Consider the following 23,061-nt stretch of genomic DNA (forward strand, 5'->3'; position numbering starts at 1 on the left):
CGCCGCGGCGCGGACCGTACGCGCTCCGCGCCCACGGCGATGGTATGAGCTCCGGGATCACTTCAGCTCCGGCGCACCCGCGGCGGAACCGAGCCACTCGGTTTCGATCTTCGCCAGCTCGCCGGAGGCGGTCAGCTTGTCGATCGCCTCGTTGACGCAGCTCACCAGCGGGCTGCCCTTCTCGAACACCGCGCCGAAGACCTCGGGAACGCCGGAGGCGGCGCCGAACTGGCCAACGATCTTGGAGTTCTCGACCTGGGCGGCGGTCACGTAGAACGCGGTGGGCAGGTCCACCACCACCGCGTCGACCTGCTTGTTCTTCAGCGCGTTGACGGCGTCGATCTGCTCGTTGTAGACGTTGAGCTCGGCCGAGGGCTGGATGACGTCCTTGACCGCCTGCAGCGAGGTGGTACCGACCTGCACGCCGATCTTGGCGTCCTTCAGGGCCGCCAGGTCCGTGGCGGCGGCGACCTTCGAGCCGTCCAGCGCGACCACCGCCTGCTTGACCGTGTAGTAGCCCTTGCTGAAGTCGACGACCTTGGCCCGGTCGGGGGTCACCGATACCTGGTTGACGTCAAAGTCGAACTGCTTGGCACCCGGCGCGAACGCGGAGTCGAACTTCACGGTGGCCCAGGTGACGTCGCCTTCGGCGAAGCCCATCTGGCCCGCGACGGCGTAGGCGACGGCGCTCTCGAAGCCCTTGCCGTTGGCCGGGTCGTCGTCGTTGAACCACGGCTCGTAGGCGGGCTTGTCGGTGCCGATGGTGAGCTTGCCGGGGGTCTTCAGCGCGAGGCTCTCCTTGGCACAGGCGCTGGAGGCGGCTCCGGAGGCGCTCGGGGCCGCGGAGCTCGTCTGGGTCGTCGTTTCCGAGGCCGGCGCACAGGCCACCGCGGTCGCCGCGAGGGCACCGAACGCGAGCAGCATCGAGGGACGGACCATGACAAGACCTCCAGGGGGAAGCAACGATTCCCGAATTGTATGTATCAGCGATGACCTGGAGTAACACGGTCTCGGCATGTGAGCCTCTTCTCGCGGACGAAGAGCTTTCCGCACGCCCCGCCGATGTCCCGGCGGGCGGTCAGGCCGTGGAGAACCGACACCGCCGGTTGCGAAAGAACAAGGGCTCCTCCCCGCGAACGGGGAGGAGCCCTTGTCTCACTGGGCCTCTCAGGCCGCGACGACCTCGACATCGAGGGACGCGGAGACCTCCGGGTGCAGCTTGACGCTGACCCGGTGGGAGCCGAGGCTCTTGATCGCGGAGGCGATCTCGATGCGACGGCGGTCGAGCACGGGGCCACCGGCGGCCTTGACGGCCTCGGCGACGTCACCCGTGGTGATGGAGCCGAAGAGGCGACCGGACTCGCCGGCCTTCGTCTTCAGGACCACCTTCAGGGCCTGCAGCTGGCCGGCGACCTCCTTGGCGGTGCCAAGGTCGCGGATCTCGCGGGCGTCGCGAGCCTTCTTGATCGAGGAGATCTGCTTCTCGCCGCCGCGCGTCCAGAGGATCGCGAAGCCGCGGGGAAGCAGGTAGTTGCGGCCGTAGCCGTCCTTGACCTCGACGATGTCGCCGGGGGCGCCGAGGCCGGTGACCTCACTGGTGAGAATGAGCTTCATCTGTCCGGACCTCCTTAGCGCGCGGTGCTCATGTACGGCAGGAGCGCCATCTCACGAGCGTTCTTGATAGCGGTCGCCACGTCACGCTGGTGCTGGGTGCAGTTGCCAGTCACCCGGCGGGCACGGATCTTGCCGCGGTCGGAGATGAACTTCCGAAGCAGCGCCGTGTCCTTGTAGTCGACGTAGGAGATCTTGTCGTGGCAGAACAGGCAAACCTTCTTCTTGGGCTTGCGCAGTGCCGGCTTGGCCATCGTGGTGCTCCTTTCAGAGCCCCGCCGTCAGGCGGGAATGGTCGCTGCGGATATGGACTGGGATTGCGGGAGGACCGCCGTCCCTAGAAAGGCGGTTCGTCGCTGAAGTCGCCGCCGCCGAAGCCGCCGCCACCCTGCTGCTGGCCGCCACCGTAGTTGTTGCCGCCGCCGAAGCCGCCACCTTGCGGTGCGGCGGGCGCCGCGGAGGCCCACGGGTCGTTGGCCGGGCCACCGCCGAAGCCACCGCCACCGCCCTGACGGGCGGTCTTGTTGACCTTGGCGGTCGCGTTTCTCAGGGAGGGGCCGACCTCGTCGACCTCAACCTCGTAGACCGTGCGCTTCTCGCCTTCCTTGGTCTCGTAAGACCTCTGGCGCAGCCGTCCCTGAACTATGACCCGCATGCCGCGCTGGAGGCTCTCGGCGGCGTTCTCCGCCGCCTGCCGCCACACGTTGCAGGTCAGGAACAGGCCTTCGCCGTCCTTCCACTCGTTGGTCGTCTTGTCGAGGAACCTCGGAGTGGATGCGATGCGGAACCGGGCCACCGCTTGCCCCGTGGGGGTGAAGCGCAGCTCCGGGTCGTCGACGAGGTTGCCGACGATGGTGATCGTGGTGTCGCCTGCTGCCATGGCTAGCGCTGCCCTTCCTGCGGCCTTCGCTGGTTATCGGCTCAGAGTACGGCTGCCGCCCGACAAAATGCCGGGAGTTAGTGCACGTCCGGGCGGAGAACCTTGGTGCGCAGGATTCCCTCGTTGAGGTTCATCTGCCGGTCGAGCTCCTTGACCGTGGCGGGCTCGGCGCTCAGGTCGATGACGGCGTAGATGCCCTCGGGCTTCTTCGCGATGTCGTAGGACAGCCTGCGGCGACCCCACACGTCGACCTTCTCCACGGTGCCGCCGTCGTTGCGGACGACCGTGAGGAACTGGTCGAGGGAAGGGGCGACCGTACGCTCATCGAGCGAGGGGTCAAGAATGACCATCACTTCGTAACGGCGCATGCTGACTTCAACCTCCTCTGGACTCTTGCGGTCACGACACCGTGCCGTGACAGGAGGACGCTGACGTGCTTCACCTCGGGCGCCCATTTCGGCGCTCGGGGTGGAGGGTGGGCGATAACACACCCATTCGACGTAGCCGTGCCAGCCTACCAGTCCGTCAAGGGTTGGGCCGTCGCCTCGCCGGGCACGTCCTGTCGCAGGAGAAAGAGGAGGCGGTGAAGATGCCTCGTGCGTATGGACATGCCCGGAAGAGACCCTTGCGGTTCACGTTGAACACCGACGGGCGTCGTCACAGGATCGAGAACGTGCTGAGCGTCGTCACGATCGGCTGCGGACTGCTCGCCTTCGCCACCGGACTGATCCCCGCCGCGCATGTCGTCGCCTCGTGGGCGGGGGTGCTGGGGTTCTGCGGGGGCCTCTACTCGCAGTACGTCTCCGCGACGACGCCGGAGCGCGCGCTGAACATCGTGGGCATCGTGGCCTCGTTCGTCGGTGTGGCCTTCGGCATCTATCACGGGGGTTTCCTCCCGTGAGGCCCCGAATCAGACGAGGGCCACACCGGCGCGGGGGCGGCTAACCATTCAGGCGCAGGTCCACGCCGAGCAGGACGAGGAACCACAGGAAGACCGCCAGCAGAGCCTCGGCGACGTCCTTCAGGAGCGCGGGAGTGATGTAGTCGTACACCCAGGCGACGTAGAGGCCGACCAGGATGTAGATGAGGCCGATGAGACTGATCCCTCTGCGATAGTAGGCCACGTGGACTCCTTGTGTTCGGTCCGTGGGGGTGAGTGGTAGGGCGCGCCCTGCGACTGCCCAGGGCCTCGCCGTTGAAACAGCTAGGCTCGGACACATGCCGCTTATCGGAGCTCATGTCGACCAGGACGACCCGCTGGCGCACGCCAGGGCGCGCGGCGCCGAGGTCGTGCAGTTCTTCCTCGGTGACCCGCAGGGCTGGAAGGGCCCGGTCATCGGCGAGAAGACCCGGGAGATCAAGGACTCGGACGTGGAGGTCTACGTCCACGCCCCCTATGTGATCAATGTGGCGACCGCCAACAACCGGGTCCGCATCCCCAGCCGCAAGCTGCTCGGCTCGCATCTCGCCGCGGCGGCCGAACTCGGCGCCAGGGGGCTGATCGTCCACGGCGGGCACGTGGGGGCCGGAGACGACCCGCAGAAGGGCTTCGACAACTGGCGCAAGGTGTTCGAGCGCCTGGAGGAGCACCGGATCCCCGTGCTCATCGAGAACACCGCGGGCGGCGGCAACGCGATGGCGCGCAAGCTTGAGCGCATCGCCCGGCTCTGGGACGCGCTCGACGGCTTCGACGTGGGCTTCTGTCTCGACACCTGCCACGCCCACGCGGGTGGCGAGGACCTGGCGGACGTGGTCGAGCGGGTCATGGCGATCACCGGCAGGATCGACCTGATCCACTGCAACGACTCTCGCGACGCCTTCGACTCCGGCGCCGACCGGCACGCGAGCCTCGGAGCGGGTCAGATCGACCCCGAGCTCATCCTGAGCGTGTGCCGGAGCGCGAACGCGCCGATCGTGGTGGAGACGCCCTTCGACGGCCAGGCCGCCGACATCGCCTTCCTCAGGTCGAAGCTCTAGCGCGAGACCTCGGATGGGAGAGTCCGTCCACAGCCTGTGGATAACTTGGTGGGATTACTTTTCCCCGGAAACGGGTAAGGGGCTGCTCCCGGCGCTCAGCCCACCCAGGCACCGTCGGCGAAGATCAGCGCGTTGAGCGCCATCAGCGGGCCCACCACCAGGGCGTAGACGACGATGATCCACCGCCGCCACGGTGCCTGCCCGCCGCTCGCCTTCGCGATCAGGATGAAGAGCGGCCACCACAGCAGCGCCGAGCGCGGAACCGACAGGTAGTAGGCGGAGCAGAGCAGGGCGCCCACCTGAAGTCCCACGTAGACGAACTCGCTCCACCTCCGCAGGTAGAGCAGGACCAGTACGAGCACGACCCCGACGATCGCCCCCGCGATCTCAAGCCGGAACGCCCAGGCGAACCGGCCCTCGCCCATGGCCGAGTTCCAGGTCGTGATCAGCGACTCCCAGGGCCACACCATGTGCCGACCCCAGCCGGCCTCCTGGGCACTCTTCCAGGCCAGCCAGTCGCCGGTGCGGGAGTGCTGGTAGGCGGAGTAGAGCACCAGCGGCACGAACGGGAGCACCAGCCAGCCGGCCTGCCGTACGAGCTGCCGTACGGGCCGTCGCCGGGCGAAGAACTCCACGATCAGCGCCAGGGCCAGGAACAGGCCGGTGATCCGCACGCAGGAGGCACCCGCCGCCAGGACCGCGGCGAGCGGCCAGCGCCCCCTGCGCGCCGCGAGCCAGGCGGGAACGGCGAAGGCCAGGAAGAGCGACTCGCTGTAACCCGCGAACAGGAACACCGCCATCGGCCAGAGCAGCAGCGCCAGCACCGCGCGCCGGCCGGTCCCCGGGGGCCCCTCGAACTCGGCCAGCCTGGCGAGCGCCATCATCGCGACGGCACCGGCCACGAAGGAGATCAGCAGCCCGGCGACCGTCCAGTCGCCGACCACGAGGTGCACCGCGCGGAGCGCCAGGGGCATCCCGGGGAAGAAGGCGGGCAGCCCCTTGTCAGGCTCGCTGCCGGGGGCGCCACCGTAACCGTGCTCGGCGATGGTGGCCAGGAGGCTGGCATCCCAGTGCTTCCAGCGCTCCAGGAACGGCGGCGGGACCGCGTCCCCCTCCATCATCGCCTGGGTGCCGACGACGACCAGGGCGACGATTCCCAGCCTGGAGGCCAGCCAGAGCAGCAGCCCTTCCTGCGCGGTATCCCGCGGGGGCTCGACAGGATTGATCACAAACTGGGATTGTCGCGGATCATCCCGATCGGCCGCCAGACTCACGCCGTTCCCCGGTGCTAGGAGAGCGCGAGCCGGAAACGGTCGGGTGCGCCGTCGAAGACACCGCCCGCCTGGTCGTCGGTCCCATCCTGGCGGATCACGTCCTTGTCGGGGACGAGGATGTCCCTCACCACGAACGCCATCATGATCAGAATGGTGATCGCGCGGGCCCACACCGCGGTGAAGTAGGTGTCGCCGGCGATGCCCAACGCCTCGTTGCCCGGCTGGATACCGACCAGATAGAGCCAGATCGCGAAGAAGTACCAGCACTCGGCGAGCTGCCAGAGCGCGATCGGCTTCCAGTTCGGCCTGGCCAGCACCGCGAAGGGAATCAGCCAGAGCACGTACTGCGGCGACCACACCTTGTTGGTCAGCATGAACGCGGCCAGGGTGAGGAAGCAGAGCTGCATCAGCCGCGGACGGGTCCTGGCCGTCACGGTGAGCACGGCGATCGCCAGGCAGAACGTGGCGAGGGAGACGATGCCCAGCTTGTCGACGAGCTCGGCGTCACCGAGGATCGGCCACTGCTTCTGGTTGAAGAAGTACCAGAGCGAACCCCAGTCGGCCCCCCGCTCCTGGCTGAAGACGTAGAACCGCTTCCAGCCGTCGAAGGCGAACACCATGATCGGCACATTGACGACCAGCCAGGCTCCCACGACGCCGCCGAGCGTCTTGAGGAACGGCACCCACCTGCCGGTGCGCAGCGTCAGCAGGAACAGCGGGCCGAGGAACATCAGCGGATAGAACTTGGTGGCGATCGCCAGGCCGAGCAGGATGCCGGCGAGCCACTGCTTCCGCTTCGACCAGGCCAGCAGCGCGCCCAGCGCGAGGGCGTTGGCCGCCAGGTCCCAGTTGATGTACGCGGTGAGGATCAGCCCGGGGGCCAGGGCGTACCAGAGCGCGTCCCAGCGCCTGGCCGGACCGGCCAGCGCGGCCATCAGCAACACGCCGACGACCAGGCAGATCGCCATGAGGATGACTGTGAGGTCGTAGAACGCCGTCCCCTGATCGGTCATGGGGGCGACGATCCGGCGGAAGAACTCCATGATCCCGCCGATGCCGACGGGGTACTCGACCGGGTAGTCGAAATAAGGGATCTTGCCCTCGTTGAGCTTCTCGTTCCACCACAGGGGATAGATGTCGGTGTAACAGAAGTTCGTGAACTGCAGGGTCCCGTCGTTCCACGCCCCGCCGACGCGGCACGGCCACTTCCAGAACCAGGCCAGGATGGCCCCCAGCCCCGCGAACAGGGCCAGGGGCACGTACGGGATGGCCCGGGTGCCGAACTCCGATAGCGGGCGCCGCGACGTCAGGAGATCCTTCATCAGGGGCGTCGTCCGCTCGCGGCGGGTGTCGGCATGATCGCCGCGCCGGGCACCCCGGGAGCCCCGACCGCGCCGGGGGCGCCGTTCTGGGTGATCTCGCCGTTCGGCGGACCGTCGCCCGAGCCGTCGTCGCCGACGTCGCAGGAGCCGTCCCAGGGCAGGCACTCGCGGCCGTCGGGGTTGTCCGGCTCGCCGCCGCCGCCGTCGCTGGGCCAGTCACCGCCACCGTCGCCGCTGTCGGGGAACGGATTGTCGTCCATGGTCGGCGTCGCGGTGGGCGTCGGCTTGGGCGTGGCCAGGTTGCTCTGCGAGCCGGTGTTGGCCCTCGGCGGGAACTGCACGACCTCGTCCTTGGCGGTCACCTTGGCCATGTAGTCGTGCCAGATCTGGGTCGGGGTGCCACCACCGCCGATGAAGGAGGGCATGGGCTCCTCCTTCCAGAGGATCTTCGAATCATCGATCTTGCGGCTCGGCAGGCCGTACTTGTCGACCTTGAGCTTGCGCGTCCCCGCCCTGTTGTAGGGCACGTCCTTGGACATGCCCACCGCGGTGACGATCTGCGGGGTGAAACCGACGAACCAGGCGTCCTTGTAGCCGTTGTTCGTGCCGGTCTTGCCGGCCACCGGCCGCGAGCCGATGTTCGCGGTGGCGCCGGTGCCGCCCTTGACCACGGCCTGGAGCGCGACCGTCGCGTCGGCCGCGGACTCGGGACTGATGACCTGCCGCACGGTGGCCTGCTCCGCGAGCACCGGGGAGCCGTCGAGCTTGGTCACCTTGGTGATCACGTGCCAGTCGGCGTGCTTGCCCTCGTTGGCGAAGATCGAGTAGCCGGCGGCCTGCTCGACCGCGGTGACCGAGGCGCTGCCGATGGTGACCTGGAACTTCTGCTCGTCGACCGCGTAGTCGACCGCGTTCTTGCCGCCGTAGGAGGGGTTGTACTTGGCGGTCTCGCCGACCCCCGCCTCCTTGGCGATCCTCGCCACCTCGGGAAGCGTGACGACCTCACCCATCTGCACGAAGACCGTGTTGACCGAGCTGGCCATGGCCTTGATCATGTCGATCGCCCCGTACGCCTGGTTCCCCGAGTTGCTGATCGGGGTGGTGCCCGGCATCTTGATCGTGGCCATGCCGTCGACGTAGCTGTCGAGCGACCTGCCGCTCTCCAGCCAGGCCGCGAGCACGTAGGGCTTGAACGCCGAGGCCGCCTGCTTGGTGGAGTCGAAGGCGCGGTTGTTGAAGTCCTTGACGAAGTCGTCGCCGCTGTAGAAGGCGAGCACCCGGCCGTTCTTCGGATCCACCGAGGCGACACTGGCGTGGATGGTCGACTCCAGACCGGAGGTGCGACCCTTCACCGCCTCCTGCGCGGCCTTCATCATGTCCTTGTCGAAGGTGGTGTAGACCTTGTAACCCTTGGTCTTCAAATCCTCCTCGGTGATGCCCCGCTGCTTGAGCTCCCGAAGGACGATGTTGAGCATGTAGCCCTTGAGACCCTTGTTGATCTCCGCGATCTTGACCTCGGCGAACTTCAGGTCGTCGAAGGAGCTTCCGGCGTACTTGCCGTACGCGGCGGGGTCGATCTCCGCCATGTTCCTGAGCGCGGCACCGAAGCGCTCCTTGGTCGCGGCGTAGTTGCCGGCCTTCTCCTGGATGTCGAAGGCGTCGGGGTTCTGGATCCGGCCGGCCAGGTAGGCGCCCTCCTGCGGGGTCAGCTGGCCGACGTCGTTCTTGTTGAAGAACGCCTTCGAGGCGGCCTGGATGCCGTACGCGCCGCGGCCGAAATAGATGATGTTGAGGTAGCGCTCAAGGATCTCGTCCTTCTCCAGCGTCTTGCTGATCTTGACGGCGACGAAGATTTCCTTGATCTTGCGCTGTACCGAGACCTCCTGGCTGAGGCCGTCGTAGTAGTTGCGGGCCATCTGCTGGGTGATGGTCGAGGCGCCCTGGAGCTGGGCACCGCTGACCGTGCTCCACACCGAGCGGGCCATGCCGGTGAAGTCGATGCCGCTGTCGGTGCGGAAGCTCTTGTTCTCCAGGGCGATGACCGCGTCCTGGACATGCTTGGGAATCTGGCTGATCTTGACCGGGGTGCGCTTGACACCGAGGCGCGCGATCGGGGTCTTCTTGTCGCGGTAGTAGACCACGCTGCCCTGGTCGTCCACGCTGGCCTGCGCGGTCTCGGGGATCGGTGTGTTGGCGTAGGCCACCGCGATCATGCCGAAGACGCCGGCGCTGAGGACCACGAAGCTGGCCATCACGATCTTCCAGTTGGGCAGGAAGCGCGTCCACCGCCTGGCCTTGGGCTCGCCGTCGCCGTCGCCGGGACCGTACCCCCCGGGGCCCCCCGGGCCGCCCGGACCCTCTGGCCCCCCCTGGCCTCCGGGACCGCCCGCGCCACGCCCGGCGCGGCGTCTGCGCGTGCCGCCCTCACCGGACCTCGAACCGGCTCCCGCCTGGGCGGCGAGCATCGCCTGGGTGTCCTCGAACGCGGCCTCGGCCCGGCGGCCTGTCGGGTCGGTGTCACGGCGACGGAGTTCACCGCCCCGCTGCTCGGGCTCGCGGGGGGGCATCCCGCCCGGGGCACCCGCGTCCCGCCGGGGCTGGGCACCCGGGTGCTGGGGCGCGCCGCCGGCGTAGGGCATCCCACCGGGCATCCCGCCGGGCTGGGGCATCATCATGGTCCGGTTGTCGGCCCCCGCGCCCTGTGGCGGCCGACCTTGCTGCTGTTCCCAGCTCGCGCCGCCGGTTTGAGAGTTTTGTGAAGGGGGAACTGCACGGGGAGCGGCTCCTGGGCCTGAGCGACGGCGCCGCCCCTGACGAGCCGACCCATCGGCGCCCTCCTGGCGCCCGTTCGGCTCCGGGTCATTGCTGTGGCTGTAACTCACGCGTCCTCGTTCGGTCATCGGGGTCTACGACGGCGTGCTGGCGGGCGAGACTACCTCCTGATCACCGGAGATCTCGCCGCCTTGGCTCACTGGTAGCCGGCCCATTCGGGTGGATCTCCGTTCCCGAGGACGAACGAGATCGTCAGCTGGTTTCGACAACAACCTTGGCAGACCTCTCCCACGTTGACGCGGGATTCCCCGTATTGGAAAGCGGTCCACGCCGCGCGGGGGCTGTGCCCCATTGCCGCCTGTTGTGACCACATAGGCGCCAGACTACGGCTTTTTGTTGTTTGCTCCCAACCTCTTGGGAAAGTCGCTGATTGCAGGGTTATGTTGAATGGACGTATCCTGCGGATGTATCGACTCGATACATCGACACGAGAGGTGGTGGTTTCCGGTGGCCGGCGGACGTGGCGGGGTGCTGGAGCTGGCCGTGCTCGGGTCGTTGCACGAGACCCCGCTCCACGGCTACGAGCTGCGCAAACGGCTCAACGCTCTGCTCGGCATGTTCCGGGCCTTCTCCTACGGCTCGCTCTATCCGTGCCTCCGCCAGTTGCTCACCGACGGACTGATCATCGAAGACGGCGATGCCGCCGCGGCCAACGCCGACAGCCCCATCGCGCTCCCCGGCCGCCGTTCGAAGATCGTCTACCGGCTGACCGCGGAGGGCAAAGAGCGCCTGCACGAGCTGCTCACCCAGGCCGGCCCTTCGGCCTGGGAGGACGAGAGCTTCGGCGTGCACTTCGCCTTCTTCAGACACACCGAGGCGGAGGTGCGCCTGCGCATCCTCGAAGGCCGGCGCAGCCGGCTCGAGGAACGCCTGGACGGCGTGCGCACGGCACTGGCCCGCACCCGTGAGCGGCTGGACAGCTACACCCTTGAGCTCCAGCGTCACGGTCTGGAGTCGGTCGAACGCGAAGTGCGCTGGTTGAATGAGCTGATCGCCACCGAACGGCGAGCGTCGCCGCCGGACGAGGAGCAGCGATCCGCGCGGGAGGAAACGACCCGGGCGCCCGAGCCCGGAGCGGGCACGACGGGGCGGCCTGCCACCCCGGAAGACAACTGACCACCAAAGAACAAAAGGGGAGCGAGTGCCATGGGTTCGGTGCGCGTAGCCATTGTCGGTGTAGGCAACTGCGCCACGTCGCTCGTACAGGGCGTGCACTACTACCGGGACGCCGACCCCGGTGCCCGGGTGCCGGGCCTGATGCACGTCAAGTTCGGCGACTACCACGTCGGCGACGTCGAGTTCGTCGCGGCGTTCGACGTCGATGCCAAGAAGGTCGGCCGCGACCTGTCCGAGGCGATCGTGGCCTCGGAGAACAACACGATCAAGATCTGCGACGTACCGCCGCTGGGCGTCACGGTGCAGCGCGGCCACACCTTCGACGGTCTGGGCGAGTACTACCGGGAGATGGTCGAGGAGTCGGACGAGACTCCGGTCGACGTCGTTCAGGTCCTCAAGGACAGCAAGGTCGACGTGCTCGTCTCCTACCTGCCGGTGGGCTCGGAGGAGGCCGACCGCTTCTACGCCCAGTGCGCCCTCGACGCGAAGGTCGCGTTCGTCAACGCGCTGCCGGTCTTCATCGCCTCCGACCCCACCTGGGCCCAGAAGTTCGTCGACGCCGGCGTCCCGATCGTCGGTGACGACATCAAGTCACAGGTCGGGGCGACGATCACGCACCGCGTGATGGCCAAGCTGTTCGAGGACCGCGGCGTCGAACTGCTCCGCACGTACCAGCTGAACTTCGGCGGCAACATGGACTTCATGAACATGCTGGAGCGCAAGCGCCTGCAGTCCAAGAAGATCTCCAAGACCCAGTCGGTCACCTCGCAGATCCCGCACGAGATGCGGAAGGCCGACGTGCACATCGGTCCTTCCGACCACGTGCCGTGGCTCGACGACCGCAAGTGGGCGTACGTGCGCCTGGAGGGCAGGTCCTTCGGCGACACACCCCTCAACCTGGAGTACAAGCTGGAGGTCTGGGACTCCCCCAACTCCGCCGGCATCATCATCGACGCGGTCCGCGCCGCCAAGATCGCCCTTGACCGGGGCGTCTCGGGGCCGATCCTGTCGGCTTCCTCGTACTTCATGAAGTCCCCGCCGGAGCAGTACTCCGACGACGAGGCGCGCGAGTACGTGGAGAAGTTCATCCGCGGCGAGGTCGAGCGCTGACCGATCGGCGCCCGCCCACGGCGAGAGCCCCCGACCCGGGTGAACGGGTCGGGGGCTCTCGCCGTATGAGGATCGCCGGCGGGCTCCCGCGTCAGCGGGCGGCGGGTGGGAGGTCGGCGGGGTCGGCGGCCCGCCAGGCGAGCGGGTCCGCGCCAAGCTCGATCAGCTGGGGGACCTGCTCGCGGCACCACGGGGAGATCGCCAGGCGGTCGCCGAGCACCCCGTCGGTGAACTCCTTCCACGGCATCCAGCGCACGTCCTCGACCTCGTCGGGGTTGGGCACGGCATCGGAGGCGGCGATCACCCGGTAGACCGGGCACAACTCCCGCTCCACGATGCCGCTGTCCATGACCGCGCGATAGGAGAAGCGCGGCAGAAGCAGGTCGACCCGGCCGGCCGCGAGGCCCAGCTCGTGGGAGAGCCTGCGGGTCACCGCCGCGGCGAGCGGCTCGCCCGGCAGGGGGTGGCCGCAACAGCTGTTGGTCCACACCCCCGGCCAAGTGATCTTGTGCAGTGCGCGTCGGGACAGCAGAACCTGCCCCTGCTCGTCGAACACGTAACTGGAGAAGGCCAGGTGGAGAGGAGTGTCGGGACCGTGCACCGTGGCCTTGGCCGCCGTGCCGATCGCGTTCCCCGCACTGTCGACGAGCACAACGTGTTCATCAGGTGTCACTCGACCGAGGGTACGTGATCATGTTGGTTTACCGCGCCCCACTTGACGATACGTAGGTAAAGGTCGGTAATGCTCACCCGTACATTCAGGGATGTTCCCGATGCCCATCGGGGTCGGTCCCCATAGGCTGAGCGTGTGTCATTCATATCCGACCTACGTGTGGTCCTGGAAGGTCGGGACTTCCGGAGGCTGTACGGGACCCGCCTCGTCTCGCAGTTCTCCGACGGGATCTTCCAGTTCGCCGTGGCCGGATTCGCGTTCTTCAGCCCGGAGAAGAGCACGAGCGCGGTGGAGATCGCCGCCGGCCTGGCCGTGCTGCTGCTGCCGTACTCGATCCTGGGCCCCTTCGCCGGGGTGTTCATCGACCGCTGGTCACGACGGCAGATCCTGGTCATCGCGCCGCTGGTCCGCGGGACACTGCTGCTCGCGGCCGCGGGGCTGGTCGCCGCGGACGCCCCTGACGCGATCTTCTACACCGCCGCGCTCGGCGTGCTCGGGGTGAACCGGTTCTTCCTGGCCGCGCTGGGAGCCTCGCTCCCGCACGTCGTGCCGGCCGACCGGCTGATGGTCGCCAACGCGGTCACCCCGACCTCGGGAACCGTGCTCACCTTCGTGGGCGTGGGCGCCGGCTACCTGCTCCGAGCGATCTTCGGCTCCGACCACCGGGGGACGGCGGTGCTGCTGGTCGTCTCCGGCCTCATCTTCGGGCTCAGCGCGCTCATCGCCAGGACCATGGACCGGCGGCTGCTCGGCCCCGCCTACGATCCCAACCGCCCGCAGGCCCGCGAGGCGGTGCGCCACGTGCTGAGCGGCCTGATCGACGGCGCACGGCACCTGGTACGCCACCGGGCCGCCGCCGCGGCGATGGGCGCGATGACCACCCACCGGTTCGTCTACGGCATGTGCACGGCGATGCTCGTGATGCTGTCGCGCTACTACTTCGCCGAGAACGCCGAGGACGCGCTGAACGCGGTCTCCGTCGTGGTCGCCACCTCCGGGCTCGGCTACTTCCTGGCCATCCTGGTCACCCCCTGGGCCACCGAGCGCTTCGGCATCGAGCGGTGGGTTCCGGCCATGCTGGTCACCGCCGGGGTGCTGACGTTCGCACTCTGCGCGCCGTTCCAGCAGTGGGGGTTCGCAGCCGCGGGCCTCGTGCTCGGCATCGCCGGGCAGAGCATCAAGATCTGCGCGGACACCGCGGTCCAGCGGGACGTCGAGGACGCCTATCTGGGCCGGGCCTTCTCCATCTACGACATGCTCTTCAACGGCAGCTATGTGCTGGCCGCCGCCCTTGCCGCGGCGCTGCTCCCGGCGAACGGCAAATCGACGCTCGTGCTGGTGGTCATCGCCGCCGGATATCTCGCGGGCGCGGTGGCATACCGGGCCGTCACGCCTGCCCGAGTGATCGAGCCGCTGCCGTCATCGCCGTCGTGACCGTCTCCAGGTCGTCGTCGCCGATCGAGTAGGGCGGCATCGTATAGAGCAGGCGGCCGAACGGGCGGAGCCAGACGCCGTGCCGCATGACGACGTCCTGGACGGCGGGGACGTCGACGGGCTCGCGGGTCTCGACCACCCCGATCGCACCGAGGACCCGCACCTGGCGCACACCCGGCGCCTCCGCGGCCCCCGCCAGGCCCGCGCGGAGACCGGCCTCGATCCGGCGGACCTCCTCGCGCCACGGGCGTTCCTCCAGGAGATCCAGCGAGGCGTTCGCGACCGCCACGGCCAGCGGGTTGCCCATGAAGGTCGGCCCGTGCATCAGCACTCCGACACCCCGGGCCACCCGCTCGGTGCACAACGTCGCGGCCAGCGACAGGTAACCACCGGTCAGTGCCTTGCCCAGGCACATGATGTCGGGCCTGATCCCGGCGTGGTCGCAGCCGAACAGCTCTCCGGTCCTGCCGAATCCGGTGGCGATCTCGTCGGCGATCAGCAGGACGCCGTGCTCGTCGGCCAGCTCGCGGAGCAGGCGCAGGTAGGCCGGGTGGTAGAAGTGCATGCCGCCCGCCCCCTGGACCACCGGCTCCACGATGATCGCGGCCAGTTCATGGGCGTGCCTGGCGAGAAGGTCCGCCAGCCGGGCCGCGTAGGCCTCGTCGTACTCGCGCGGTGGCCGGTCGGCGAACACGTGTTCGGGCAGCACACCGGAGAACAGGTGGTGCATGCCGTTGACCGGGTCGCAGACCGACATCGCCCCGAAGGTGTCGCCGTGGTAGCCGCCCCTGACCGTGAGCAGCCTGCTCCTGCCGGTGAGCTGGAACGCCATTTTGATCGCCACCTCGACGGCGACCGACCCCGAGTCGGCGAGGAACACCTTCGGCAGACCGGTCATGGCGGCGAGCCTGCGGGCCAGCCGCACGGCGGGCTCGTGGGTGAGCCCGCCGAACATGACGTGCGCCATGTCCTCCAGTTGGTCCCGCAGCGCCCGGTTGAGCTCGGGGTGGTTGTAGCCGTGGATGGCCGCCCACCACGACGACATGCCGTCGACGAGCTCGCGCCCGTCGGCGAGCGTCAGCCGCACCCCCTCCGCGCGGGAGACCACGTGCGGCGCCACCGGCTGGGGCACGGCCGCGTAGGGGTGCCACACGTGCTCCCGATCGAGTGCGGCGACATGGCCGGAGACCTCGGGGCCCGCGGTCCGGTCAGGAGTGCCGCTCAGGGGTCACCTCGCTCGCCCGTGCCCACTCGCGAAGGGCGTCCGCGGCGGCCTCCTTGCCGAGAACCCCCTGGTCCAGGCGCATGTCCAGGAGGAATTTGTAGGCGCGGCCCACGACCGGGCCCGGCGGGACGCCGAGGATCTCCTGGATCTCGTTGCCGTCGAGCTCGGGGCGGATCTTGCCGAGTTCCTCCTCCTCGGCCAGCCTGGTGATCCGCTCCTCCAACTGGTCGTAGGTCCGCGACAGGACCTGGGCCTTGCGCCGGTTGCGGGTGGTGCAGTCGGCGCGGGTCAGCTTGTGCAGGCGCTCAAGCAGGTGCCCGGCGTCACGGACGTAACGGCGCACCGCCGAGTCGGTCCACTCGCCCGTGCCGTACCCGTGAAAGCGCAGATGCAGCTCCACCAGGCGGGAGACGTCAGCCACCACGTCCTTGGGGAACTTCAGCTCTGTCATCCGCTTCCTGGCGAGCTGTGCGCCGACCACCTCGTGGTGGTGGAAGGAGACCCGGCCGCCGGGCTCGTGGCGGCGGGTCTTCGGCTTGCCCACGTCGTGCAGGATCGCGGCCCAGCGCAGGATCCGGTCGGGACCGTTCTCCTCCAGGTCGATCGCCTGTTCGAGCACGATCAGCGAGTGCTCGTAGACGTCCTTGTGCCGGTGGTGCTCGTCGATCTCCAGGCGGAGCCTGGGCACCTCGGGCAGCACGTGGCCGGCGAGCCCCGACTCGACGAGGATCTTCAGCCCCTCGCGGGGGTGATCGCCGCCGATGAGCTTGTCCAGCTCGTCGCGGATGCGCTCGGCGGAGACGATGTCGATCCGGTCGGCCATCGCGTCCATCGCGGCGAGTGCCGCCTGATCGACGGCGAAACCGAGCTGGCTGGCGAACCTGGCCGCGCGCAGCATCCGCAGCGGGTCGTCACCGAAGGAGCGCTCGGGGGGGCCGGGGGTGCGCAGCAGCCTGGCGTGCAGGTCGTCGAGGCCGCCGTACGGGTCGACGAACTCGCGGGACGGCAGGCGCAGCGCCATCGCGTTGATCGCGAAGTCACGCCGGGCCAGGTCGCCCTCCAGCGTCTCGCCGTAGGCGATCTCGGGCTTGCGCGACTTGGGATCGTACGACTCGCTGCGGTAGGTGGTGATCTCCAGCAGCCACCCGTCCTTGCGGACGCCGACGGTGCCGAAGTCGATGCCGATCGTCCAGACGGAGTCGGCCCAGTCGCGGATGAGCTCCAGGACCGTCTCGGGCCTCGCGTCCGTGGTCAGGTCGAGATCGTTGCCGATCCTGCCCAGGAAGACATCGCGTACGGAGCCACCGACAAGGGCTATCTGGTAACCCTTGGCGGCGAACAGCTCGCCAAGCTCGTCCGCCACAGGAGCGATCTTCCGGAACAGCTCGCTCATGCCGTGGCGCTGGCTCTGGGTCAGATTTGAAAGGGACAAGCCGGGTAGGTCCTTCGGTTACGGAACATGTTCCCCTGCGGGGATACACCTGAAGCGATCACCAGGTTACGGTCAGTCAGGAGAACCTCGGGGGCCGTGCGTCGAGGCAAGGAGCACACACATGAAGGATGCGCTCGCGATCCACCGCTGGCTCCTCGCACACCAGGTCCATCATGAGATCGTACGCCTTCCGCGCGCGATGACATGCTCGGACGAACTGCCCGAGGTGCTTTCCGCGAGCCCCGCCATCTGCCTGGCGGTCACGGTCTACGAGGTCACGACGCGAATCGCCCGCGAGCCCGTGGCGATCGTCACCTCCGTCGGCTCCCCTCCGCGTCCCGGCCTGATCGGCGGCATCCTGGGGGCGCGGCGGGTCCGGCCGGCCTCGGCCTTCACCGTCAACTCCGCCACCGACTACGCCTCGGGTCTGGTCTGCCCGCTGCTGCTGCCCGCCACGCTGACCGTGCTGGTGGACGAGCGACTCACCGACATCGCCACGTCCGTCTACGTGCCCACCGGGGAGCGTCACACGGCACTCCTAATCCGTGCGGACCACCTGCTCACACTGGTTTCTGGCAGGGTCGTCGATCTGACTCGCCAGGGTTCCCGGAGGGAGGCGGCGACCTTTCCCCTCGCCGGTTAGGCCATACCATTACGGGCGTGCGCCGTACTCGACCCCTGGCCGGCACGTGATCCGCAAGGTCATGCTGCTCGCCCTGCTCGCCACCACGCTGCTCCTACCCGCGGCCGTGGTCGTTTCCGGTACGGCGAACGCGCAGACGACCGCGGCGAGCCGGCTGAGTCTCCAGATCGTGATGGAGGCCATCGGCCCCGACGTCCCCCGTGAGCCGACCACCGAGATCAAGATCTCCGGATCACTGGTCAACTCGGGCACCGAGACCATGAACGGGCTGCGCATCCGGATGCACTACTCGCCGCAGCCGTTCGCCCAGCGTGGCGAGATGGACGCCTACCTGGCCGGGCAAGTCTCCCAGCCGAGTTCGTGGTGCTGCGAGAGTTTCGTTCAGGCGCCGATCACGCCGGCGGGAAAGCTACCGTGGCAGTTCGCCTTCACCCCGGGGGGTTTGAAGTTCTCCCGCTTCGGCGTCTACCCGATCATGATCGAGGTGCGCGACGCCTACCTGCAGCAGGTCGCCACCCTGCGGACCATGGTGACCTATATGCCCAAGGAGACCAGGGTGGCCCGCACCCGGCTCGCCATGGTGCTGCCCATCGTCGACCAGCCGCGCCGGAGCGGTGACGGCGTCTTCGCGGACGAGGGACTGCCCGCGGCCATGGCCCCCGGCAAGCGCCTCGGCGGCCTGCTCAAGATCGCCCAGGACACCTCCTCGGCCAAGGGCCTCACCTGGGTGGTCGACCCCGCCCTGCTCGACGACGCGCGGGCCATGGGCAGGCCGCACGCGGTCAGGTCCAAGAACCGCACCCAGCAGCGTCCCGCGACACCCGCGGCCGCCCAGTGGCTGAGCGACTTCCGCGAGGCCGTCGCGGACCACCCGGTGATGGCCACCCCGTACGGCGACCCCGACGTGGCGGCCCTCGCCCACAACGGCGTCGACAACGCCACCGCGACCGGTATCAACGCGGCCAGGATCATCGGCAAGGAGACCCTCGGCCGCGATGTGATCACCAACGTGAACTGGCCGTTGGGCGGTCTGATCGACTACGACGGGCTGGACCTGCTGGCCACCGGCGGCGTCGACACCGTGCTGCTGAACGTGCTCAACCTGCCGCCGGTGACGCCCCCGGTCACCACCCCCGACGCCTCGGCGACCCTGGAGAGCGTGAACGGCCCGGTCACCGCCCTGGTCGCCGACGCGAAGCTGAGCGAGACCGTCGGCGCGGACACCTCCGCCCCCGGCTCGGCGCTGATGAACCGCCAGCGGTTCATCGCGGAGACGGCGATGATCAGCGCGGAGCCCGTCAGCACGGCCAGGACCGTGATCGCCGTTCCGCACCGCCGCTGGGACCCCGACCCCAGGTACGTGACCAACCTGATCGAGACCTCCGCCGGCCTGCCCTGGCTGCTGCCCGTCGGGCTCGACGCGGTCAAGCGCGGCAAGGGTGCCCCGACACCGCGGGCCGACCTGACCTACACCGACCAGAACCGGCGGGCGGAGCTCCCCAAGCAGTACCTGACGGGCGTCAAGAAGGTCGGCGCCCGCGCCGATCTGACCGCCGCGATCACCACCGCCCAGGATCTCGACGTCTTCGACCTGGCGCTGCTCCGCCTGACCTCTTCGGCCTGGCGCGGCAGGACCGCCGCCGCGGCGCCGTACGTCCAGCAGGTCGCGGAGGCGATCGACAGCCGGATCGCCATGGTCTCCATCACCGGCAGCGAGCAGTCGCGCCTGCGCACCCTGGCCGGCAGCAACGGCGATGTGCCGATCAGCGTGCGCAACGAGCTGAGCGGTGAGGCCAGCCGGGTCGCGGTCCGCCTCAAGGTCACCTCCGACCAGCCCAGGCTGCTGAAGATCGAGCCGTACGTGGACCAGTTGATGATCCTCGGCGGCCAGAGCCAGACCATCCGGATCCCGATGACCTCGACCGCCAGCGGCCAGACCACGGTGACGGTACAGCTCACCACCGACGACGGCCGCAAGTACGGCAAGCCGGTCGAGCTGACCGTGCGGACCACCGGGTACACCGGGGTCGCTCTGGTGATCGTGGGGGCGGCCCTCGTGGTGATGCTGGCCGCCGTCGTCATGCGCGTGCTGCGCCGGCGGGGAGGCCGCCGGCCCGCGGCCGCTCCTCCGCCGAAGCGCGATCGCGAGCCGGCCGGCACCGAGTCCTGACACCCAGCGGAGGAATGGCGCATGAGCAGGGTCCTGCGCGCGAGCGCGATCATGGCGGCGGGGACGATGGTCTCCCGCGTCACCGGCTTCGTCCGGACGGCGGTGCTCGCCGCGGCCATCGGGACCTTCGCTCTGGGCGACGCCTACAACGTGGCCTACACGATCCCGTTCACCCTGTTCGACCTGCTCATCGGCGGGATTCTGAGCAGCGTCGTGGTCCCGATGATCATCCGGCGGCAGCAGGCCGACCCCGACGGCGGCCGGGCCTACGAGCAGCGGCTGATGACGATCGGGTTCGTCACGCTGACGCTGCTGGCGGTGGTCGCGGTGCTGCTGGCCAGGCCGCTGATCAGCCTCTACAGCACCGGCTGGAGTCCTCGGCAGACCGAGGTGGCGGTGCGGCTGGCGCAGTTCATCCTCCCGCAGATCGCCTTCTTCGGGGTCGGCGCGATCGCCGGCGCGATTCTCAACACCCGGGACAGGTTCGCCGCGCCGATGTGGGCGCCGGTGCTGAACAACGTCGTGATGATCGGCGTCGCGGTCGTCTACTACGTGAAACTGGGCGGGGCGGGCACCGACGTCAACACGATCAGTGACGCCGACCTGGTGCTGCTCGGGCTCGGCACCACCGCCGGCATCGTGGCGCAGTGCGCGGTGCTGGTCGTCGCGCTGCACCGGGTCGGCTTCCGCTTCCGGCCCAGGTTCGACCTGCGCAACGCCGGGCTCGGTGAGATGGGCAGGACCGCGGTCTGGACCTTCGCCTACGTGGGGATCAGCCAGCTGGGCTTCCTGATCACCACCAAGCTGGCGACCGGCGCGGGCCAGCGGGCGCCCGGTGCGGGAAACGCCGCCTACGCCTTCGCCTACCAGCTCTTCCAGCTCCCGTACGGGATCATCGCGGTCTCGGTGATCACCGCGATGCTGCCCCGGATGAGCAGGGGCGTGGCCGGGGGAGATCTGGAGGCGGTCCGGGAGGAGTTCTCCTCGGGGGTGCGGCTGATCTCGGTGCTTCTCGTGCCCGCCGGGCTGCTGCTGATGGTGCTCGGCCCCGCGGTGACCGTACTGATCTTCTCGTGGGGCAACATGACCGTCGACTCGGCGGTCTACATCGGCAACGTGCTGCAGGTCTTCGGTCTGGCACTGGTGCCCTTCTCGATCTTCCAGCTCCTGCTGCGCGTCTTCTACTCCTTCGGCGACACCCGCACCCCGGTCTTCCTGGCCGTCGGCAACGTGACGGTCAACGCCACGCTCAGCCTGGTGGCCTACTTCACCCTGCCGGCGAAGTACATCGTGATGGGCCTGGCCTTCGCGTTCACCATCGCCTACGTGGTGGGCAGCGCGGTCGCCTGGGTGCTGGCCTCGCGCCGGGTGGCGGGCCTGGGAGGGCGCAAGGTGGCCGCCGGGCTGTCCCGGATGTACCTGGCCTCGCTCCCGGCGGCGGCGCTCGCGCTCGGCGTGCTCTGGGTCACGCAGGAACTCACCGGGCTGGACGCGCTGAGCGCCGCCATCATGCTGGCGGCGGGCGGCGGACTCGGTATGGTTCTTTACTTGGCGATCGCCCACCGGATGCGCATCCCCGAAGTGAGCTCGATCGTTGGAATGGTGGCAGGACGGGTAGGCCGGTAACCCAAAGACTTGTCTCAAACGTCTGACAAGGCGAACACGGGCGGAACCGGCGCGGGACTACCATGGTGCGACACGTGTGGTGACATGCGGCTAATGGAAGCAGGAGGGCGTGGGCGGATCCACCCGGCATCATGTGATGTGTCTTGATGTGCCGACCTGGCGTGGTGCTGTCGTGTTCTCAGTTTCGGAGTCCTCATGAGTTCTCCCACCGTCGAGCCCGGCACCAAGCTGGCCGAGCGCTTCCGGCTCGAAGACCGCGTCCACGAGTCCGGTGGTGCCACGCTGTGGAAGGCCATCGACGAGGTGCTCGCCCGACCCGTCGCCGTCCACACCTTCGACCCCGACTTCCCGCGCCTGAACGAGGTCGTCACGGCGGCCCGGGTGGCCAGCCGGCTGACCGACCCCCGTCTCACCCAGGTCTTCGACGCGACCGAGGACGACGGCCACTCCTACGTGGTCAGCGAGTGGGTGAGCGGTGAGACCTTCGGCGACATGATCTCGGGCGGCCCGCTCGACCCCGAGCGGGCCGCCGCGATGGTCGCCGAGGCCGCCGAGGCGCTGGCCCACGCGCACGAGGCAAACCTCTCCCACCTCTGCCTGACCCCCGAGCACCTGGTCTGGACGGCGGGCAGCACCGTCAAGCTGCTCGGCCTGGGCGTCGACGCCGTCCTGAACGACGTGACGAGCGACGACGGTGCCCGCGAGGACGCCGAGGGCCTCGGCCGCCTGCTGTACGCCGGGCTGACCGGCCACTGGCCGGGTGAGGAGCACGACAGCGGCGGCCTGCCCGTCGCGCCCATGGACGACGGGCACTTCTGCACGCCGCGCCAGGTCACCGCAGGTGTTCCCGGCTACCTCGACACCATCGTCTGCCGGGCGATGCTGCCGGAGACCAGGCGCGGGGCCGACCCGCTGACCACGCCCGCCGAGCTCGCCGAGGCGCTGGCCTCGGTGTCGCGGCCCAGCCCGCTGCCGATGCCGACGCCGATGCCGATGACGGTGCTCCCGGTGGCCTCCTCCCGCTCCGAGGGCATCGACACCGCGGCGTCCCAGCAGCACACGCCCCCACCCCAGCACCAGCCCCGTCCGATGCCCCGCCAGGCGGGTGGCGGGATGCTCAACAAGGTCGCCATGACCGTCGTCGTGCTGCTGGTGATGGCGGCCGTCGGCCTGGGCGCCTGGACGCTCGGCCGCAGCATCGGCAACGCCGGCACCCCGGTCACCGGCGAGCAGAGCGCCACTCCCACGCCGACCGTGGCCGTCGCCACCCGCGAGGTGAAGCCCTCCTCGGTCATCGGCTTCGACCCGCTGGGCGACCAGGAGGAGGGCAGCAGGTGGGCCTCGGCCGCGGTCGACGGCAAGGATTCCACCGACTGGCACTCCGAGACGTACGACTCCGCCGACTTCGGGCGGCTCAAGAACGGTGTCGGCCTGCTGCTGGACATGGGCGAGAGCATTCCGGTCAAGCAGGTCTCGATCGACTTCGGCGGCACCTCGGGCGGCGCCGCGGAACTCAGGATCGGTGACTCGGCCGCCCTCGACGCCCTGACCTCGGTCGAGAAGTTCAGCGGGCTCTCCGGCAAGAAGACGTACACCGCGGAGAACCCGGGGAAGGGCCGCTACGTGCTCGTCTGGTTCACCAAACTGCCCACCTACCAGGGGAAGTTCCGCGGCCAGGTGCAGGAGATAAAGGTCCTCACGACCAAGTGACATCAGTGCGATTTGATCTGTTTTAC

21 protein-coding genes are annotated in these 23,061 nt (G+C 68.8%); 9 read left to right on the forward strand and 12 right to left on the reverse strand.

Annotated features, from left to right (window positions below):
* Positions 1 to 57: 57 nt before the first annotated feature.
* The 5 genes from ABT130_RS15500 to rpsF form a co-directional block, all read right to left on the reverse strand.
* Entirely contained in the window at positions 58 to 939 is an 882-nt protein-coding gene (locus ABT130_RS15500; protein WP_350956012.1) for an ABC transporter substrate-binding protein, read from the reverse strand.
* 228 nt (positions 940 to 1,167) lie between these two features.
* Entirely contained in the window at positions 1,168 to 1,614 is a 447-nt protein-coding gene (gene rplI, locus ABT130_RS15505; protein WP_350913669.1) for a 50S ribosomal protein L9, read from the reverse strand.
* Between the two features lie 14 nt (positions 1,615 to 1,628).
* A complete protein-coding gene (gene rpsR / locus ABT130_RS15510; RefSeq protein WP_012895699.1) occupies positions 1,629 to 1,865 on the reverse strand; it encodes a 30S ribosomal protein S18 in 237 nt (78 codons plus the stop codon).
* A gap of 83 nt (positions 1,866 to 1,948) precedes the next feature.
* On the reverse strand, positions 1,949 to 2,491 hold the full coding sequence (locus ABT130_RS15515) for a single-stranded DNA-binding protein (protein ID WP_350956014.1): 543 nt from the start codon (positions 2,489 to 2,491) through the stop codon (positions 1,949 to 1,951).
* 77 nt (positions 2,492 to 2,568) lie between these two features.
* Entirely contained in the window at positions 2,569 to 2,859 is a 291-nt protein-coding gene (gene rpsF / locus ABT130_RS15520; RefSeq protein ID WP_030919721.1) for a 30S ribosomal protein S6, read from the reverse strand.
* A 257-nt stretch (positions 2,860 to 3,116) separates the two neighbouring features.
* Here rpsF and ABT130_RS15525 point away from each other — a divergent pair, with 257 nt between their 5' ends.
* On the forward strand, positions 3,117 to 3,392 hold the full coding sequence (locus ABT130_RS15525) for a hypothetical protein (protein ID WP_350913674.1): 276 nt from the start codon (positions 3,117 to 3,119) through the stop codon (positions 3,390 to 3,392).
* 40 nt (positions 3,393 to 3,432) lie between these two features.
* Here the strand turns inward: ABT130_RS15525 and ABT130_RS15530 are convergent, their stop codons facing one another.
* Positions 3,433 to 3,615 (reverse strand): hypothetical protein, encoded by a 183-nt coding sequence (locus tag ABT130_RS15530; RefSeq protein ID WP_030919717.1) that lies wholly within the window; start codon positions 3,613 to 3,615, stop codon positions 3,433 to 3,435.
* Positions 3,616 to 3,709: 94 nt separating this feature from the next.
* On the opposite strand from ABT130_RS15530, the gene ABT130_RS15535 reads away from it, so the two are divergent.
* Positions 3,710 to 4,468, forward strand: coding sequence for a deoxyribonuclease IV (locus ABT130_RS15535; protein ID WP_350913676.1), 759 nt, complete (start codon positions 3,710 to 3,712; stop codon positions 4,466 to 4,468).
* Positions 4,469 to 4,563: 95 nt separating this feature from the next.
* Here the strand turns inward: ABT130_RS15535 and ABT130_RS15540 are convergent, their stop codons facing one another.
* From ABT130_RS15540 to ABT130_RS15550, 3 genes are read right to left on the reverse strand one after another with little or no spacing between them, the layout of a single operon-like run.
* Positions 4,564 to 5,697 (reverse strand): mannosyltransferase family protein, encoded by a 1,134-nt coding sequence (locus ABT130_RS15540; protein ID WP_350913678.1) that lies wholly within the window; start codon positions 5,695 to 5,697, stop codon positions 4,564 to 4,566.
* 59 nt (positions 5,698 to 5,756) lie between these two features.
* The gene (locus ABT130_RS15545) at positions 5,757 to 7,064 is read right to left on the reverse strand and encodes a glycosyltransferase family 87 protein (RefSeq protein WP_350913680.1); all 1,308 of its coding nucleotides are present in this window, start codon (positions 7,062 to 7,064) and stop codon (positions 5,757 to 5,759) included.
* Complete coding sequence (locus tag ABT130_RS15550) at positions 7,064 to 9,739, reverse strand: transglycosylase domain-containing protein (protein ID WP_350956016.1); 2,676 nt, start codon at positions 9,737 to 9,739, stop codon at positions 7,064 to 7,066. The genes ABT130_RS15545 and ABT130_RS15550 overlap by 1 nt, the downstream gene beginning before the upstream one ends.
* Before the next feature lie 604 nt (positions 9,740 to 10,343).
* Here ABT130_RS15550 and ABT130_RS15555 point away from each other — a divergent pair.
* Positions 10,344 to 11,012 (forward strand): PadR family transcriptional regulator, encoded by a 669-nt coding sequence (locus tag ABT130_RS15555; protein ID WP_350913685.1) that lies wholly within the window; start codon positions 10,344 to 10,346, stop codon positions 11,010 to 11,012.
* A 30-nt stretch (positions 11,013 to 11,042) separates the two neighbouring features.
* Positions 11,043 to 12,122, forward strand: coding sequence for an inositol-3-phosphate synthase (locus tag ABT130_RS15560; protein WP_350956018.1), 1,080 nt, complete (start codon positions 11,043 to 11,045; stop codon positions 12,120 to 12,122).
* 91 nt (positions 12,123 to 12,213) lie between these two features.
* Here ABT130_RS15560 and idi read toward each other — a convergent pair whose 3' ends face one another.
* Complete coding sequence (idi, locus tag ABT130_RS15565; protein WP_350913689.1) at positions 12,214 to 12,795, reverse strand: isopentenyl-diphosphate Delta-isomerase; 582 nt, start codon at positions 12,793 to 12,795, stop codon at positions 12,214 to 12,216.
* A gap of 135 nt (positions 12,796 to 12,930) precedes the next feature.
* Between idi and ABT130_RS15570 the strand changes: the two genes are divergently transcribed.
* The gene (locus ABT130_RS15570) at positions 12,931 to 14,229 is read left to right on the forward strand and encodes an MFS transporter (RefSeq protein WP_350956019.1); all 1,299 of its coding nucleotides are present in this window, start codon (positions 12,931 to 12,933) and stop codon (positions 14,227 to 14,229) included.
* On the opposite strand, the gene ABT130_RS15575 is transcribed toward ABT130_RS15570, so the two are convergent.
* Positions 14,183 to 15,382 carry an adenosylmethionine--8-amino-7-oxononanoate transaminase gene (locus ABT130_RS15575; RefSeq protein WP_350956021.1) on the reverse strand — a complete coding sequence of 400 codons (1,200 nt, stop codon included), beginning with the start codon at positions 15,380 to 15,382 and terminating at the stop codon, positions 14,183 to 14,185. The genes ABT130_RS15570 and ABT130_RS15575 overlap by 47 nt on opposite strands.
* A 55-nt stretch (positions 15,383 to 15,437) precedes the next feature.
* Entirely contained in the window at positions 15,438 to 16,847 is a 1,410-nt protein-coding gene (locus tag ABT130_RS15580) for a CCA tRNA nucleotidyltransferase (protein ID WP_350956023.1), read from the reverse strand.
* A gap of 160 nt (positions 16,848 to 17,007) precedes the next feature.
* On the opposite strand from ABT130_RS15580, the gene ABT130_RS15585 reads away from it, so the two are divergent.
* The 4 genes from ABT130_RS15585 (at position 17,008) to ABT130_RS15600 (ending at position 23,035) form a co-directional block, all read left to right on the forward strand.
* The gene (locus ABT130_RS15585; RefSeq protein ID WP_350913696.1) at positions 17,008 to 17,529 is read left to right on the forward strand and encodes an aminoacyl-tRNA deacylase; all 522 of its coding nucleotides are present in this window, start codon (positions 17,008 to 17,010) and stop codon (positions 17,527 to 17,529) included.
* 46 nt (positions 17,530 to 17,575) lie between these two features.
* Positions 17,576 to 19,699, forward strand: coding sequence for a DUF6049 family protein (locus tag ABT130_RS15590; protein WP_350956025.1), 2,124 nt, complete (start codon positions 17,576 to 17,578; stop codon positions 19,697 to 19,699).
* A gap of 21 nt (positions 19,700 to 19,720) precedes the next feature.
* Positions 19,721 to 21,325, forward strand: coding sequence for a murein biosynthesis integral membrane protein MurJ (gene murJ, locus ABT130_RS15595; protein ID WP_350956027.1), 1,605 nt, complete (start codon positions 19,721 to 19,723; stop codon positions 21,323 to 21,325).
* A 195-nt stretch (positions 21,326 to 21,520) separates the two neighbouring features.
* A complete protein-coding gene (locus ABT130_RS15600) occupies positions 21,521 to 23,035 on the forward strand; it encodes a protein kinase family protein (protein ID WP_350956029.1) in 1,515 nt (504 codons plus the stop codon).
* Positions 23,036 to 23,061: the final 26 nt, after the last annotated feature.

Source organism: Streptosporangium sp. NPDC001681 (genome assembly GCF_040298085.1).
Lineage (GTDB): Bacteria > Actinomycetota > Actinomycetes > Streptosporangiales > Streptosporangiaceae > Streptosporangium.

Excerpts from the sequence above, each read along its gene's own strand:
- ABT130_RS15500 (WP_350956012.1), bottom strand. The coding sequence starts at position 939 with ATGGTCCGTCCCTCGATGCTGCTCGCGTTCGGTGCCCTCGCGGCGACC.
- rplI (WP_350913669.1), bottom strand. The coding sequence starts at position 1,614 with ATGAAGCTCATTCTCACCAGTGAGGTCACCGGCCTCGGCGCCCCCGGC.
- rpsR (WP_012895699.1), bottom strand. The coding sequence starts at position 1,865 with ATGGCCAAGCCGGCACTGCGCAAGCCCAAGAAGAAGGTTTGCCTGTTC.
- ABT130_RS15515 (WP_350956014.1), bottom strand. The coding sequence starts at position 2,491 with ATGGCAGCAGGCGACACCACGATCACCATCGTCGGCAACCTCGTCGAC.
- rpsF (WP_030919721.1), bottom strand. The coding sequence starts at position 2,859 with ATGCGCCGTTACGAAGTGATGGTCATTCTTGACCCCTCGCTCGATGAG.
- ABT130_RS15535 (WP_350913676.1), top strand. The coding sequence starts at position 3,710 with ATGCCGCTTATCGGAGCTCATGTCGACCAGGACGACCCGCTGGCGCAC.
- ABT130_RS15545 (WP_350913680.1), bottom strand. The coding sequence starts at position 7,064 with ATGAAGGATCTCCTGACGTCGCGGCGCCCGCTATCGGAGTTCGGCACC.
- ABT130_RS15550 (WP_350956016.1), bottom strand. The coding sequence starts at position 9,739 with ATGATGATGCCCCAGCCCGGCGGGATGCCCGGTGGGATGCCCTACGCC.
- ABT130_RS15560 (WP_350956018.1), top strand. The coding sequence starts at position 11,043 with ATGGGTTCGGTGCGCGTAGCCATTGTCGGTGTAGGCAACTGCGCCACG.
- ABT130_RS15580 (WP_350956023.1), bottom strand. The coding sequence starts at position 16,847 with ATGAGCGAGCTGTTCCGGAAGATCGCTCCTGTGGCGGACGAGCTTGGC.
- ABT130_RS15585 (WP_350913696.1), top strand. The coding sequence starts at position 17,008 with ATGAAGGATGCGCTCGCGATCCACCGCTGGCTCCTCGCACACCAGGTC.
- murJ (WP_350956027.1), top strand. The coding sequence starts at position 19,721 with ATGAGCAGGGTCCTGCGCGCGAGCGCGATCATGGCGGCGGGGACGATG.
- ABT130_RS15600 (WP_350956029.1), top strand. The coding sequence starts at position 21,521 with ATGAGTTCTCCCACCGTCGAGCCCGGCACCAAGCTGGCCGAGCGCTTC.